This is a genomic window from Aurantimonas coralicida DSM 14790, assembly GCF_000421645.1.
Lineage (GTDB): Bacteria > Pseudomonadota > Alphaproteobacteria > Rhizobiales > Rhizobiaceae > Aurantimonas > Aurantimonas coralicida.
Window position 1 is genome coordinate 186,376 of the sequence record NZ_ATXK01000003.1, and the last position, 13,008, is coordinate 199,383.

The 13,008-nt window shown below is 67.3% G+C and carries 14 protein-coding genes; 2 read left to right on the forward strand and 12 right to left on the reverse strand.

The window, feature by feature from the left end; genetic code table 11:
• Positions 1-89 precede the first annotated feature (89 nt).
• Entirely contained in the window at positions 90-380 is a 291-nt protein-coding gene (locus H536_RS24765; protein ID WP_024350236.1) for a DUF3144 domain-containing protein, read from the forward strand.
• A gap of 12 nt (positions 381-392) precedes the next feature.
• Here H536_RS24765 and H536_RS0109410 read toward each other — a convergent pair whose 3' ends face one another.
• Positions 393-1,142: a DUF3306 domain-containing protein gene (locus H536_RS0109410; protein WP_051141561.1), complete on the reverse strand. Its 750-nt coding sequence runs from the start codon at positions 1,140-1,142 to the stop codon at positions 393-395.
• Positions 1,135-1,683, reverse strand: coding sequence for a DUF3305 domain-containing protein (locus tag H536_RS0109415; protein WP_024350238.1), 549 nt, complete (start codon positions 1,681-1,683; stop codon positions 1,135-1,137). Before H536_RS0109415 ends, H536_RS0109410 begins: the two co-directional genes overlap by 8 nt.
• A gap of 89 nt (positions 1,684-1,772) precedes the next feature.
• Here H536_RS0109415 and H536_RS0109420 point away from each other — a divergent pair, with 89 nt between their 5' ends.
• Positions 1,773-3,815, forward strand: a complete 2,043-nt coding sequence (locus H536_RS0109420) for a 4Fe-4S binding protein (protein ID WP_024350239.1) — start codon at positions 1,773-1,775, stop codon at positions 3,813-3,815.
• Positions 3,816-3,818: 3 nt separating this feature from the next.
• Here the strand turns inward: H536_RS0109420 and H536_RS0109425 are convergent, their stop codons facing one another.
• The 10 genes from H536_RS0109425 to H536_RS0109470 all read right to left on the reverse strand — a co-directional run bounded on the left by H536_RS0109425 (position 3,819) and on the right by H536_RS0109470 (position 12,973).
• Complete coding sequence (locus H536_RS0109425; protein ID WP_155898444.1) at positions 3,819-4,118, reverse strand: hypothetical protein; 300 nt, start codon at positions 4,116-4,118, stop codon at positions 3,819-3,821.
• A 13-nt stretch (positions 4,119-4,131) separates the two neighbouring features.
• The gene (locus H536_RS0109430; RefSeq protein ID WP_024350241.1) at positions 4,132-5,181 is read right to left on the reverse strand and encodes a DUF6352 family protein; all 1,050 of its coding nucleotides are present in this window, start codon (positions 5,179-5,181) and stop codon (positions 4,132-4,134) included.
• Positions 5,181-5,948, reverse strand: a complete 768-nt coding sequence (locus H536_RS0109435; RefSeq protein WP_024350242.1) for a biotin/lipoate--protein ligase family protein — start codon at positions 5,946-5,948, stop codon at positions 5,181-5,183. The genes H536_RS0109430 and H536_RS0109435 overlap by 1 nt, the downstream gene beginning before the upstream one ends.
• Positions 5,945-6,136, reverse strand: a complete 192-nt coding sequence (locus H536_RS0109440; RefSeq protein ID WP_009210420.1) for a DUF6494 family protein — start codon at positions 6,134-6,136, stop codon at positions 5,945-5,947. The genes H536_RS0109435 and H536_RS0109440 overlap by 4 nt, the downstream gene beginning before the upstream one ends.
• Before the next feature lie 125 nt (positions 6,137-6,261).
• A complete protein-coding gene (locus H536_RS25340; RefSeq protein ID WP_280137472.1) occupies positions 6,262-6,390 on the reverse strand; it encodes a hypothetical protein in 129 nt (42 codons plus the stop codon).
• Entirely contained in the window at positions 6,387-7,790 is a 1,404-nt protein-coding gene (locus tag H536_RS0109450) for a c-type cytochrome (protein WP_244495410.1), read from the reverse strand. Before H536_RS0109450 ends, H536_RS25340 begins: the two co-directional genes overlap by 4 nt.
• A gap of 19 nt (positions 7,791-7,809) precedes the next feature.
• A complete protein-coding gene (locus tag H536_RS0109455; RefSeq protein ID WP_029702980.1) occupies positions 7,810-8,985 on the reverse strand; it encodes a formate dehydrogenase subunit gamma in 1,176 nt (391 codons plus the stop codon).
• Positions 8,986-9,103: 118 nt separating this feature from the next.
• Complete coding sequence (fdh3B, locus tag H536_RS0109460; RefSeq protein WP_009210417.1) at positions 9,104-9,700, reverse strand: formate dehydrogenase FDH3 subunit beta; 597 nt, start codon at positions 9,698-9,700, stop codon at positions 9,104-9,106.
• Positions 9,701-9,715: 15 nt separating this feature from the next.
• Positions 9,716-12,706 (reverse strand): formate dehydrogenase subunit alpha, encoded by a 2,991-nt coding sequence (locus tag H536_RS0109465; protein WP_024350245.1) that lies wholly within the window; start codon positions 12,704-12,706, stop codon positions 9,716-9,718.
• Positions 12,707-12,763: 57 nt separating this feature from the next.
• On the reverse strand, positions 12,764-12,973 hold the full coding sequence (locus H536_RS0109470) for a twin-arginine translocation signal domain-containing protein (RefSeq protein WP_024350246.1): 210 nt from the start codon (positions 12,971-12,973) through the stop codon (positions 12,764-12,766).
• Positions 12,974-13,008: the final 35 nt, after the last annotated feature.

The window sequence follows — 13,008 nt, forward strand, 5'->3', positions numbered from 1 at the left end:
CGTCTCTTACGGCAAATGCCGCTCCTGGCCAATCGCGATCCCGGGGCGGATCGGCGCGGACCTCACAGCGCGAACGGAGGCCCGAAGACTTGGAATCCCAGGGAAACCGCAAGCAGCGCCGCGCCGCAGGCACGCCGCCGACGCTCGATCCGGACGCCTTCCTGAAGCTGGCGGACCGCTTCATCGACGTGGCCAACCGCGCCAACCAGAAGGTTCTGGCGACTGACATCCACATGGCGTTTCTCTACGCCGCGGCCCGCTACAACGCCTTTGTCGGCAACAAGGTGCGGGAAGTGGAGGATCACGAGGTCTACATCGAAGAGATGGCGGCCACCTACAAGGAGATGCTCCGCAACCATCTGGCCGATCCGAACCTCTGATTCGCCGCCGGCCTAACCCTGCAGGCGCTGGCGGATCGACACGCGCCGCGCTTGCGGCTGTGGCTGTGCCCGGCTCTCGATTCGCTCGACCGGTTCGGGCTCCGGCACGGCGGCGATCGACACGCCCGTCTCCTCCGTGATCAGCCGCCCGTCGTTGCCGGCAGCCTGCGGGCCCGCTTCGGCGACGGCGGTCTGCGGCTCGGCCCCCAAGTCTTCGTCGACGGCGGCGTCTACGGGCGCATCTGCCGCACTGTCTGCGACCGCGTCCGCGTCGCCCTGATCCTCCGCCTCCGCCGCCACGGAATCCGCTTCGGGCTCGGGCCGGGTCAGGCGGCCGGTCGCCTGTTGGGTGCTCTGCTCCTCGGTGCTCAGGAAGCCGCGTCCGAGCTGCCACAGCGAGGTGTAGCGATTGTGCGCGGGATTGCGGAAATCCTCGTCGTAATCGTTCAGACCGTCGAGATTGGCGAAGACCGGATTGGAGCGCCACAGCTTGCGCAGCGCCTTGCGGCGCAGGAGCTCCGGAACGCCACGCTTCATGAACAGGCCGAAATCGTCGCCGGCCTTCATGGAATCGATGTCGACCGCTTCCGCCGCCAGCCGGTTCTGCTCCAGCTCCTCGGCTTCGCGGGCAACGGCCTCGGGATCGACGACGTCGGGCGTCTGAGCGTCCGCCGCCTCGGCGGCTTCGGCCGCCTCGACCTCGCGCTTGCGGCGCGACCAGCGCGACAGGAAGCTGTCGTTTTCGCCCGTGCCATCAGCCATCGAGATTGCCTCCGGCCGGCTTCTCGCGCTGCAGGAAGATCGGGTCCTTGCCGAATTTGTGGTCCTCGAGATCCAGCTTGTCGCGCTGGCGCTTCTTGAACTCCTCTTCCTGGTGATAGCGGTTCACGAAGTCCTTGAGCGTCTCGGTGATGTCCGGCGGCATCGGGACGCGCTCGACGATGTCCTCGCCGCTGTCGTCGTAATCCTGCGCGAGATAGGGTGAGGCGGTGACGCTGTGGACGAACCACGGCAGCGGGTGGCCATCTTCCGACGGGGAGCGGCGCAGCACGATGAACAGCGCCGGCACCTGGCTGTTGAAATTGTGCACATACGCCTCGGTATCGGCCGCATGGCAGGTGAGCGCATGCACGCCCATGAAATAGCGCGTCCGCTCGTCGTCGCTGAGCATCACGTCGCCGGTGGTCAGGCCCCCGGATGCCGGGGCGATTCCCACCGGGATCCAGTACTCCTTCGCCCAGCGCGAGACGGATCGGCGCCGCTCGGCCAGAACACCCAGCATGATCGTCAGTTCACGGGCCAAATTGGCGCACCTTTCGCAGTCCGCGAGCTCGTTTTTCACCCGCCATAAACAGCGTAACGTGTTATTCCTCATCGACAAAGGGAGAAGTCATGAGAGCGACGAGCCAACGGATTCTGGTCTGCAACTGCGAGAAGACCATGCAGGTGGACGGCAGGGCGATCGGCCGTGCCCTCGGTGGCGTGGACCTGCCGGTTCACACGCATCTGTGCCGCAGCCAGATCGGCACCTTCGAGGGCGCCATGGAGGGCGATGCGCCCGTGGTCGTCGCCTGTACCCAGGAGAGCCCGCTCTTCGCCGAGATCGCCGAGGAGAAGGGGCGCGAGGTTTCCGCCTTCGTCAACATTCGCGAAATGGCCGGATGGACCGCCGACAAGGCGTCGATCGCGCCGAAGATGGCGGCGCTGATCGGCGCGGCCTCGCTGCCGGTGGCGCCGGCGCGCCTGCGGGCCATCGAAAGTGACGGGTTGTGCCTGGTGACCGGCCGGGGGCAGGCGGCCCTGGACGCCGCGACGCTGCTCAACCGCACGCTGTCGGTCACGCTGCTCTTGACCGATGCCGACGACATCCTGCTGCCCGAAGTGCTCGACTTCCCGGTCTTCCGCGGCCGGGTGGTTTCGGCCACCGGCACGCTCGGCGGTTTCGACATCGTCGTCGACGATTACGCCGCCATGCTGCCGTCGTCGCGCGGCGAGCCGCAATTCGCCCTGCCGCGCAACGGCGCCAAATCGTCCTGCAGCGTCCTCTTCGACATGAGCGGCAACGCGCCGCTCTTTGCCCGCCCGACCGGTCGCGACGGCTATTTCCGCGCCGATCCCGCCGATCCGGCGGCGGTCATGCGGAGCGTCTTCGACGCCAGCGGCTACGAGGGCGAGTTCGAGAAGCCGATCTATGTCAGCTACGACGCGTCGATCTGCGCCCATGAGCGGTCGAAGAAGACCGGCTGCACGAAGTGCATCGACAATTGCCCGCCCAGCGCGATCTCGCCCGACGGCGACAACATCCTGATCGACACGGCGATCTGCGGTGGCTGCGGCAATTGCGCCGCCCATTGCCCGACCGGCGCGGTCTCCTACGACTATCCGGCGCGTGCCCAGTCGATCGAACGGGTGCAGACGCTGGCCCGCACCTATCTGGCCGCCGGCGGCGAGGCGCCCGTGCTGATGGTGCATGAGCGCGAGCATGGCGCATCGCTGATCAACGCCATGGCGCGTTTCGGTCGCGGCCTGCCGGCCAACGTCATTCCGCTGGAGATGCATTCGACGACGGCGCTGGGCCACGACCTGATCGTCGCGGCGCTGGCCGCCGGCTTCCGCTCGCTGGCGGTCCTGGTCGATCCGCGCAAATCGGGCGAACTGCACGCGCTGCACGAGGAAATCGCGCTGACCGAGGCGCTGCTCGCCGGGCTCGGCCATGCGCCCGACCGGGTGCGGATCGTCGCCGAGCGCGATCCGGAAATCGTCGAGGCGCTGCTGTATGACCGGCAGGAGGCTGCCGAGATCGCCCGCACGGCGTTCGCGCCGGTCGGCGGCAAGCGCGAGGTGGCGCGCGCCGGCATCGCGATCGCCGCAGCCGCCGGTTCAGGCCCGGCCGACGATCTGATCCGCCTGCCGTCATCGGCGCCCTACGGCAATATTCTCGTCGACAAGGAACGCTGCACGCTCTGCATGGCCTGCGTCTCGGCCTGTCCGGCCGACGCCCTGCGCGACACGCCGGGCAAGCCGGAACTGCGCTTCGTGGAGGCGGCCTGCGTCCAGTGCGGCATCTGTGCCGCGACCTGTCCGGAAATCGCGATCACGCTCGATCCGCGCTACAATCTGGCGCCGACGGTGATGCAGCCGGTGACGCTGAACGAGGACGAACCGGCCGAATGCACCTGTTGCGGCAAGCCCTTCGCCGCGCGCGGCATGCTCGACCGGGTCAGGGAAACGCTCGGCGGCAAGCACTGGATGTTCCAGACCGAGGAGCGGGTGGCGCTTCTGAGCATGTGCGAGAGCTGCCGGCTGGAAGCCCTGGCGGCCGACGGCGGCGACCCCTTCGCCATCGCCCAGCGGCCCAAGGTCCGCACCACCGATGATTATCTGGAAGCCGGCCGACGCGGCCTGACGGTCGACGACTTCCTCACCACCGACTGAGGATCAGTTGCGCTGGTAGCAGAGGGAGCGCGCATCGGCGCGCGACTTCTCGGCGGCTTCGGCGGTGATCAGATCCTGCTGGACCATGACGTCGATGTCGGCGAAGCGCTTGTCCACGCAGGCCGCGACGTCGGGATCGACCCGCAGCGTGCCGAGCTCCTCGCCCCGCTCCTCGACACCGGCCACCCATTCTTCGGTCTGGATGTAGACGAGGAAGGCGAGGGCGGCGAGGGCGATCGCGAAGACCAGCGCCACGAGGCGCATCCAGGGCGAGTTCGCGACGCTGTGTGATGAAGTCGTCATGTCGATTCCTTGATCATTGGACGCCGGAGGTGAGGGGCAGATTGGTCAGAAGGTTCTGGGGCTTCAGCCGGATGAGACCGGTGGGGTTCACCGCCACGCCGAGATAGGCCGGCTTGCCCCGCATGGTCGGCAGGATCCGGTCGTCGTCCTTGAATTCCATGCGGAACAGCGCGGCGATCCGGCCGATGCGGTCCTCGTCGACCGTTTCGCCCTCGTAGAGCCCGTTCAGGGTCTGCGTTGCCTCGGCATCAAGCCCGACATGCCAGGACCAGTGCTGGTCGGTGATCGACTGCATCGCCTGGACCCGCACCGGCAGGTGCAGGAAATGCGCAACCCAGCGCTCGATCACCCGCGCCAGCGCATCCTGCCCCGGCTGGGTGAAGCGGAAATCGAGGGCGAAATTGAACTGGTCGGCCCGGCCCCAATAGGTCTCGCAATTCTCCTCGCTCAGCACGTCGAGCGAGACTTCGCGCATCGGCGTGCCGGCTTCGGCCAGAAGCGAGCCCAGCCCGCCAAGGCCACCGGATTCGGAATACATCTCGACCACTTCGGCGTCGGCGAGCGTCAGCTGGCCGTCGCCCGTCGTCGCCATCTGGTCGCGGAAGAACAGTTCGGCGGCGCGCAGAACGAAGGGGTCGGTTTCCTCGGCCAGAAGCCCGCCGAGGATCAGGTGCACCAGCTGTTCCATGAAGACCGGCGGCACGCGCGGTGCCTCCGGACGGAACAGGGCGAGATAGCCGGCCTCGATGGAACCGTGCCGCAGGAGATGGTCGCGATAGGCCAGCAGCATGCGGTAATTGTCGGCCGTGTCGGCATCGGCGAGCGCCGCCAGATCGGCCTCGGTGACCGTCGCGTCGGGCGTCTCCATCAGCCGCTCGAACAGGCGATGCTCGTTGTCGCAGCTTTCCTCGATCGGGTGGATTTCCGGCCGGGTGTAGTAGGCGCGCAGGAAATCCGGTGTGACCGCGAGCCAGCCATTGTCCAGCTTGTGGGTCAGATGCAGGCCGGCGGATTTCCAGACGACACGGCCCTGTGGCGCGAGGGGTTTCGCAGGCATCTGCATCAGGAATCGGCTCCGCTTGCGGCATCGGTCAGGGGCAGCAGCACCGTGCGCCCATCGGTCTTCAACAGGGCCCCGCCGGCGTCGTCGAGGCCGATCATGGTGCCGGAATGCCGGACGCCGCCGAGGACGATGTCCACGGTCTCGCCCATCGCATCGGCGCGGGACGTCCAGCTCTGATGCGCGGCACGGAACCCGTCATGGGTCCATCCGTCGATCCACGACAGGAAATGCCGCGCCACCGCCTCGACGATGAGGGTGCGGTCGAGTTCGCCGCAGCCTTCTTCCATCAGGGCGGTCGCGGCCAGATCGTGGCCCGGCTCGGCAGGGCCGTTCCGCGACGCCTCGATGGTCAGCGCGTAGCCGACGACCATGTGGTCGGGGATCCCGTCTGGATCGCGCGGTTCTGGAACATGCAGGCGCGCGGCGCCGACGGTCGCGCCATTGGCCAGGATCGTGCCGGGCCAGCGGAAGGTCAGCGCCAGATTCGGCGGTCCGATGCCGCCCAGCGCGTCGCCGATCGCCACCATCAGGAGCGGCAGCATCTGCGCGGCCTTGGCGAGCGCGACGTCCGGCTCCAGGATCAGCGCGGCCGCCGCACAGTCCGTGTCGCGGCTCCAGAACAGATCGCCCGCGCCATGGGATTGCGCGCGCGCGGCATCGATCGCCGCCGCGAAGGGGTCGACGCCCGCAGCCACCGGGTGGCCGGTGAAGGCGGGGGGGAATTCAGGGTCCGCCAGGGGCGCGATGTCGATCTGGCTGAGCGTCACGGCAGCTGGATTTCACCCTCGACGACATGGTCCAACGGCTCACCCTCGGCGGTCAGATGCATGCGCACCTTCAAGGGGCCCGAGCCGGCCTTGCCGGAGCGCACCAGTTCCTCGATCTCGCGCTGCGAGGTCACGCCGACCTGCTTGAGAAACTTGCGCAGTGACATGTTGAAGGCTTCTTCGCTCATCGGTCCTGTTCCTTGCTGTCGCGGTGCCGCCGGCGGCGCTCCGCGTGATGATCGGTCTCTCACCGGGCGTGTGAAGGCACCGTGCCGCCGCGTCCCGCGACGCGTGCGTGCGCGGTCGATCGGGCCTATTGCAGCCGGACGTTCTCGGTCGAATAGGCTTCGCTGGCCGATTGTTCCAGCTCGGTGTTGAGCAGGAGGCCGACGCCCAGCCCGATGAGCAGCACGATGGCCACGCTTAGCAGGAATGCCTTCATTGTGGTGTGGTCTCCCCCGGTTCTGGTGCCGGTCGCCCGCTCGGCGGCGGCGTTTCGGCGTCGGTTGCGGTCGCCCGCTTCAGATAGGCGATCAGCGCATCGCGCCGTTCGACGCTCTTCAGGCGCTGCACCGGCATCTTGGTGCCCGGCGTGACGACGTCGGGTCCATGGTCGAACAGCTGTGATACCGTGTCCTCGGTCCAGACGATATCCGATTCCGTCAACGCCTCCGAATAGGCATAGCCTTCGACGGTGCCGGCCTTGCGTCCGAACAGGCCGAACAGCGTCGGCCCGGCGCGGTTGCCGTCATCCGGCGTCAGCGTATGGCAGACCGAGCATTTGCGCAGGAACTCGCTTTCGCCGGGATCGTCCGTGCCATGCGCCTGGAACCGCCGCGGATAGACCGACTGGATCGCCTCCATGCGCTGGCGCGGCGAGACCTGCCAGCGGATGGCGAAATCGTCGAGCCCGACCCGGTAGAGCTCCTTGCCGTCCGGCGTGAAGGACAGGCCCCAGACCGGGCCGTAGACGTCGCCATATTCCTCGACCAGCGTGCCGGTGTCGATGTCGAAGACCCGGATGCGCCCGTCGGCGCTGCCGGTGGCGAACCATCCGGCCCGTGGTGACGCGGCGATCGACAGCACCGGATTCTCTTTCGCGGCGAGTTCCACGGTTTCCAGCGTCGGCAGGTCGACGAGACCGGTCACACCGTTCTGGCTGCCGAAGGCGAGCAGGGTGCCGCCGGGCAGGGGGGTGATGACGTTGACGCCCCAGCCATGGGTGTAGAGCACACGCGACGAACCGGCGATGCGGCCGTCGTCGAGCGGCCACGCACGGATCGCGCCGTCATAGCCGGCGGTGAACAATTGCCGTCCGTCCAGCGCGAAGGTGACCGCGTTGACATTGCCCTGATGGCCCTCGGCGCGCGCGATCTCGCGACCCTCCGCAATGTCAAATATCCGCGCCGTTCCGTCCCAGCGCGCGGCGGCGGCAAAGCGGCCGTCCGGGCTGACGGCGACGTCGAGCACCTTGACCGGCGTATCGGTGATCCGCTGTTCGAGCTCGCCGGTCGCAAGATCCCAGATGGCGAAGGAGCCGTCGTCGGAGACCGAGACGGCCTTGTCCGTGCCGGGGACGAAGGCGACGTCGTTGACCGCCGCGTCGTGGCCGGCGAGCCGGGCGGCGACGGTGCCGTCCGGGCCGGTCATGTCCCAGAGGATGATCGAATAATCGAAGGAGGCGGTCAGCGCGCGCGTGCCGTCGTCGGACAGCGCGACCGCCTTCACCGGTCCGCCGTGGCCGACCAGCCGCTCCGGCAGCGCCTCTGCGCCGGCCGGGTTCGACAGCATCGCGAGGATGGCGGCGGCGGCGAGCGCCGCCAGTCTCAAAGCGGGGCGCATGGTCGCGTCACGCCGGCCGCTATTCCGCAGGTGCGGGATGCGCCCCGGCCTCGGGGCGGCCGTCCTTCTTCAGGACCTCATCCACCCAGAGCGCATGATGCTCGCGCGCCCAGTTCAGGTCGACGTCGCCGCTGCCCATCGCATCGAAGGCGCCTTCCATGCCGATCGTGCCGATATAGATGTGGCCGAAGATCACGCAGACCATGAACACCGCCATGACGGCGTGCCAGATGGTGTTGAACTGCTGCTCCTGGATCACCGAATAGGGCGGCTGCGGCAGGCCGAGCCAGGCCGGCACGTCGAGGCCGATGCCGGCAAGGGCGGTAAAGGTGTCGCCGAAGAAGCCGTGCTCGAACGGGAACAGCAGGGCCCAGCCCGAAACGCTGAGCGACAGGCCGCCGATCATCACCAGCCAGAAGATGACCTTCTGTCCGGCGTTGAACTTCCAGGCCGGCGGATGCGCGCCCTTGGAAAAGAAGCCGCCGCCCTTCATCAGCCAGACGAAGTCGGCGCGCGAGGGGAGGTTGTGGACGATCCAGAGGACAAAGGCGACCACCAGCCCGGCCATGAAGGCGAAGGCCACGTAGTTGTGCGACATCTTCAGGAAGCCGGACATCGGGCCGAAGAGCTCCTTGCCGATCAGCGGCATGATCAGCTCGCGGCCATAGGAGATGTTCAGCCCGCTGATGGCGAGGATGATGAAGGACAGCGCCATCACCCAATGGGCGGTGCGCTCGACCAGGCCGAAGCGCTTGATGGTCACGCCGGCAAGACCGTGCTGGACGCGGATGCGGCCGCGAACGGCGAAGAAGACGGCGAGCAGGACCAGCATGCCGATCATCGCCAGTCCGAGATAGTCGAACATCGGACCGTTGCGCAGCAGGCGCCAGGACTCGCCCTCGGACTGCACCAGCACCGAGGCCTTCTTGTCGGGGATCGAGACGCCGCCGGAAATGCCCTGGCGCACCGACCGCCAGATTTCGGCGTCAGAGGTGGTGCCGAGCGCGTCGCCGGGGACGGCGCCGCCGGTCGGCGAGGCGTTGTCCGGCGGCCGGACCGAGCTCTGGGCCTGGCCGGTGCCGGCTGCGGCGAACAGCATCAAGACGGCGATGGCGAGGACCGGCACGAGAGCTGCAAGACGCCGTAGCGGGGCGGAGCGTGACAAGACAGCGAGAGACGCTCTGAGGCTAGGCATGTCCTCTATCCCCGTTCGGGTGAAAGATGCGGCGGGAATGGGCAACGCGGTGCGCCACCGGTCATGGTCGGGCGGCGGACGGCCGGAGCCGTCCGCCGGAAGTGCATGCGCGGCTGTATCAGCCGCCCAGCTTCTGGTCGTAGGCGGTGCCCCAGCCCCAGGCGCCGGCGCCGAAGCCGCGGGCCACGACACGCTCGCGGTAGATCGACGACACCGTGTCGCCGTCGCCGGCGAGAAGCGCCTTGGTCGAGCACATCTCGGCGCACAGCGGCAGCTTGCCCTCGGCCAGACGGTTGCGACCGTATTTCTGGAACTCCACCGCCGAATTGTCCTCTTCCGGACCGCCGGCGCAGAAGGTGCACTTGTCCATCTTGCCGCGCGAACCGAAATTCGAGGCCTGCGGATATTGCGGTGCGCCGAAGGGGCAGGCGTAGAAGCAATAGCCGCAGCCGATGCACAGGTCCTTGGAGTGGAGAACCACGCCGTCGGAGGTCTGGTAGAAGCAGTCCACCGGGCAGACCGCCATGCAGGGTGCGTCGGAGCAGTGCATGCAGGCGACCGAGATCGACCGCTCGCCTGGCTTGCCGTCATTGATGGTGACGACGCGCCGGCGGTTCACGCCCCACGGAACCTCGTGCTCGTTCTTGCAGGCGGTCACGCAGGCGTTGCATTCGATGCAGCGCTCGGCGTCGCAGAGGAACTTCATTCGTGCCATTGGTCTGATCCTCCCTTACGCCCGTTCGATCCGGCAGAGCGTGGTCTTGGTTTCCTGCATCTGCGTCACCGAATCGTAGCCGTATGTCTGTGCCGTGTTGCAGGCTTCGCCGAGCACGTAAGGGTCGGCGCCATCGGGATATTTCCCGCGCAGGTCGTTGCCCTGGAAGTAGCCGCCGAAGTGGAAGGGCGTGAACACCACGCCGCGACCGACGCGTTCGGTGACCATCGCCATGATGCGGATCTTGCCGCCTTCCGGGCTGTGCAGCCACACCGTGTCGCGGTCGCGAAGACCGAGATCGTTGGCGTCCGACGGGTTGATCTCGACGAACATGTCCTGCTGCAGCTCGGCGAGCCACGGATTGGAGCGGGTCTCGTCGCCGCCGCCCTCGTATTCCACCAGACGCCCGGACGTCATGATCATCGGGAAGTCCTTGGAATAGTCGTTCTTCTGGATCGAGGCGTAGGCCGTCGGCACGCGCCAGAAGGTCTTGTCCTCATAGGTCGGATAATCCGTCACCAGATCGCGGCGCGGCGTGTAGAGCGGCTCGCGATGGATCGGCACCGGATCGGGGAAGGTCCAGACCACGGCGCGGGCCTTGGCGTTGCCGTAGGGGGCGCAGCCATGGGCGATCGCCACGCGCTGGATGCCGCCCGACAGGTCGGTCTTCCAGTTCACGCCGCCGACCTTCTCGTCGTAGTCGGAATCGATCTCGCCGGTCTGCGACTGCTCGCCGACATCGTCGCCCTGGCTCGGACGCTGGTCGGCGAAGCCGGCCACATAATCGATGTAGCGACGCTCGTAGGGCGTCAGGTCCTTGTCCCAGCCGAGCTCCTTGAGCATGGCGAAGGTGAACTCGGGATAGCCGTCCTCGATCTCCGAGCCGACCGGCCAGGAGCCCTCGGCGAGAAGGTTGTCGCCGTCACGCTCGACGCCGAAGCGGGCGCGGAAGCCCATGCCGCCCTGCGCCACCGGGATCGAGGTGTCGTAGAGATTGGCCGAGCCGCTGTGCTTCATCTCGGCGGTGCCCCAGCACGGCCAGGGCATGCCGTAGAACTCGCCGTCATGCGCGCCGCCGACGCCGCGAAGCGTGGTGCGGTCGAAGGTGTGCTGGTTCTGCATGTGCGACTTGAGGCGCTCCGGCGACTGGCCGGTATAGCCGATGGTCCACATGCCGCGGTTGAACTCGCGGGTGATGTCCTCGACGACCGGCTCGCCGTCCTTGACCTCGATGTTGCGGAACATGCGGTCCGCGAAGCCGAACTTCTCGGCGAATTTGTGCATGATCGTGTGGTCGGGCAGGGATTCGAACAGCGGCTCGACCACCTTCTCGCGCCACTGCAGCGACCGGTTTGACGCGGTCACCGAGCCGGAGGTCTCGAACTGCGTGGAGGCCGGCAGCAGATAGACCCCGTCGGTGCGGTCCTGCAGGACGGCGGTCATGGTCGGATACGGGTCGATGACGACCAGCATCTCCAGCATGCCCATCGCCTTCTGCATTTCCGGCAGGCGGGTCTGCGAGTTCGGCGCATGGCCCCAGAACACCATGACCTTGGTGTTGTCGGGCTGCTCCAGGTTTTCCCTGGCCTCGAGAACGCCGTCGATCCAGCGCGAGACCGGGATGCCGGTCTCGTTCATCATCAGGCGGTCCTTGCCCTCGTCGCCGGCGCCCGGCATCACGGCAAAGCGGCCCTTGAGCCAGTCGAGTTCCTCTTCCCAGACCCGGGCCCAGTGCGCCCAGGAGCCGGCGGTCAGGCCGTAATAGCCCGGCAGCGTGTCGGCGAGGACGCCCAGATCGGTCGCGCCCTGCACATTGTCATGGCCGCGGAAGATGTTGGTGCCGCCGCCGGCTTTGCCCATGTTGCCGAGGGCGAGCTGCAGGATGCAGTAGGCGCGGGTGTTGTTGTTGCCGTTGGTGTGCTGGGTGCCGCCCATGCACCAGATCAGCGTCGCCGGACGGCTCTCGGCCATGGTCCGCGCGACGCGCTGGAGCTGCGAGCCCGGAACGCCCGTGACCCGCTCGACCTCCTCGGGCGTCCAGCGGGCGACCTCGGTGCGGATCTGGTCCATGCCCCAGACGCGGCTGTTGATGAATTCCTTGTCTTCCCAGCCATTCTCGAAGATGTGGTAGAGAATGCCCCAGATCAGCGCGACGTCGGTGCCCGGCCGGAACCGCACATACTCGTCGGCATGGGCCGCGGTGCGCGTGAAGCGCGGGTCGCAGACGATCAGCGGGGCGTTGTTCTCTTCCTTGGCCTTCAACAGATGCAGCAGCGAGACCGGATGCGCCTCGGCCGGGTTGCCGCCGATCAGGAAGATCGCCCGGGAATTGTGGATGTCGTTGTAGGAATTGGTCATCGCGCCGTAGCCCCAGGTGTTGGCAACACCTGCGACCGTGGTGGAGTGACAGATCCGGGCCTGATGGTCGATGTTGTTCGTGCCCCAATAGGCGGCGAACTTGCGGATCAGGTAGGACTGTTCGTTGGAATGCTTGGCCGAGCCGAGCCAGTAGACGGAATCGGGGCCGGCGGCCTCGCGGACCTCCAGCATCTTGTCGCCGATCTCGTTGATCGCCTCGTCCCAGCTGATGCGCTGCCATTTTCCGCCGACGAGCTTCATCGGGTATTTCAGGCGGCGTTCGCCATGGGCGTGCTCGCGCACCGAGGCGCCCTTGGCGCAGTGGGCACCGAGATTGAACGGGGAATCGAAGCCCGGCTCCTGGCCGACCCAGACGCCGTTCGACACTTCCGCCAGCACCGTGCAGCCGACCGAGCAATGAGTGCAGACCGACTTGCGGATCTCCATCTCGCCGGTCGCGGTCTCGCCCGCGGCCTCGGCGCGGCGCACCATGCCGCCGGACAGCGTCGCCACGGCGGCGGCGCCACCGATGGTCAGGCCCGAGCGCTTCAGGAAGGTCCGGCGATCAACCGCGGCCGTCCCCAGCTCCGACAGCGCCGACGCCATTCGGTTGCTCCGCGCCGCGCCGTTTGCCTTTTTCCTGAGCATATCTGCCTCCGATCCTTGATGTGCGGCCGCCCGCGATCCGTTTGACTGGCGGGTGGGTTAGAACCGTGCCGACTTGTAGAATGTCCTGACATGATCGGTTTCGCGGTAGCCCGCGCCCGTCGTGTCGTCCTCGGTGATCGCCGCTTCGGCGGGCGCGCCGGTGACCAGCGCGGCGCCGCCGGCCACGCCGCCCAGCCCTGCGAACTTCAGGAAAGCCCGGCGATCGGCCTGGGTGCCGCCCTTCGTTCCCGTGCTCTTGTCGCTCATCTCGTTTCTCCGTGGTCGAAGGGCCGTGCCCTGGT

Bases quoted from the DNA above. Each gene is read 5' to 3' on its own strand.
- H536_RS0109470 (WP_024350246.1), bottom strand. From the start codon at position 12,973: ATGAGCGACAAGAGCACGGGAACGAAGGGCGGCACCCAGGCCGATCGC.
- H536_RS0109465 (WP_024350245.1), bottom strand. From the start codon at position 12,706: ATGCTCAGGAAAAAGGCAAACGGCGCGGCGCGGAGCAACCGAATGGCG.
- H536_RS0109420 (WP_024350239.1), top strand. From the start codon at position 1,773: ATGAGAGCGACGAGCCAACGGATTCTGGTCTGCAACTGCGAGAAGACC.
- H536_RS0109450 (WP_244495410.1), bottom strand. From the start codon at position 7,790: ATGCGCCCCGCTTTGAGACTGGCGGCGCTCGCCGCCGCCGCCATCCTC.
- H536_RS0109440 (WP_009210420.1), bottom strand. From the start codon at position 6,136: ATGAGCGAAGAAGCCTTCAACATGTCACTGCGCAAGTTTCTCAAGCAG.
- H536_RS0109410 (WP_051141561.1), bottom strand. From the start codon at position 1,142: ATGGCTGATGGCACGGGCGAAAACGACAGCTTCCTGTCGCGCTGGTCG.
- H536_RS0109430 (WP_024350241.1), bottom strand. From the start codon at position 5,181: ATGCAGATGCCTGCGAAACCCCTCGCGCCACAGGGCCGTGTCGTCTGG.
- H536_RS25340 (WP_280137472.1), bottom strand. From the start codon at position 6,390: ATGAAGGCATTCCTGCTAAGCGTGGCCATCGTGCTGCTCATCGGGCTG.
- H536_RS0109455 (WP_029702980.1), bottom strand. From the start codon at position 8,985: ATGCCTAGCCTCAGAGCGTCTCTCGCTGTCTTGTCACGCTCCGCCCCG.
- H536_RS0109425 (WP_155898444.1), bottom strand. From the start codon at position 4,118: ATGACGACTTCATCACACAGCGTCGCGAACTCGCCCTGGATGCGCCTC.
- fdh3B (WP_009210417.1), bottom strand. From the start codon at position 9,700: ATGGCACGAATGAAGTTCCTCTGCGACGCCGAGCGCTGCATCGAATGC.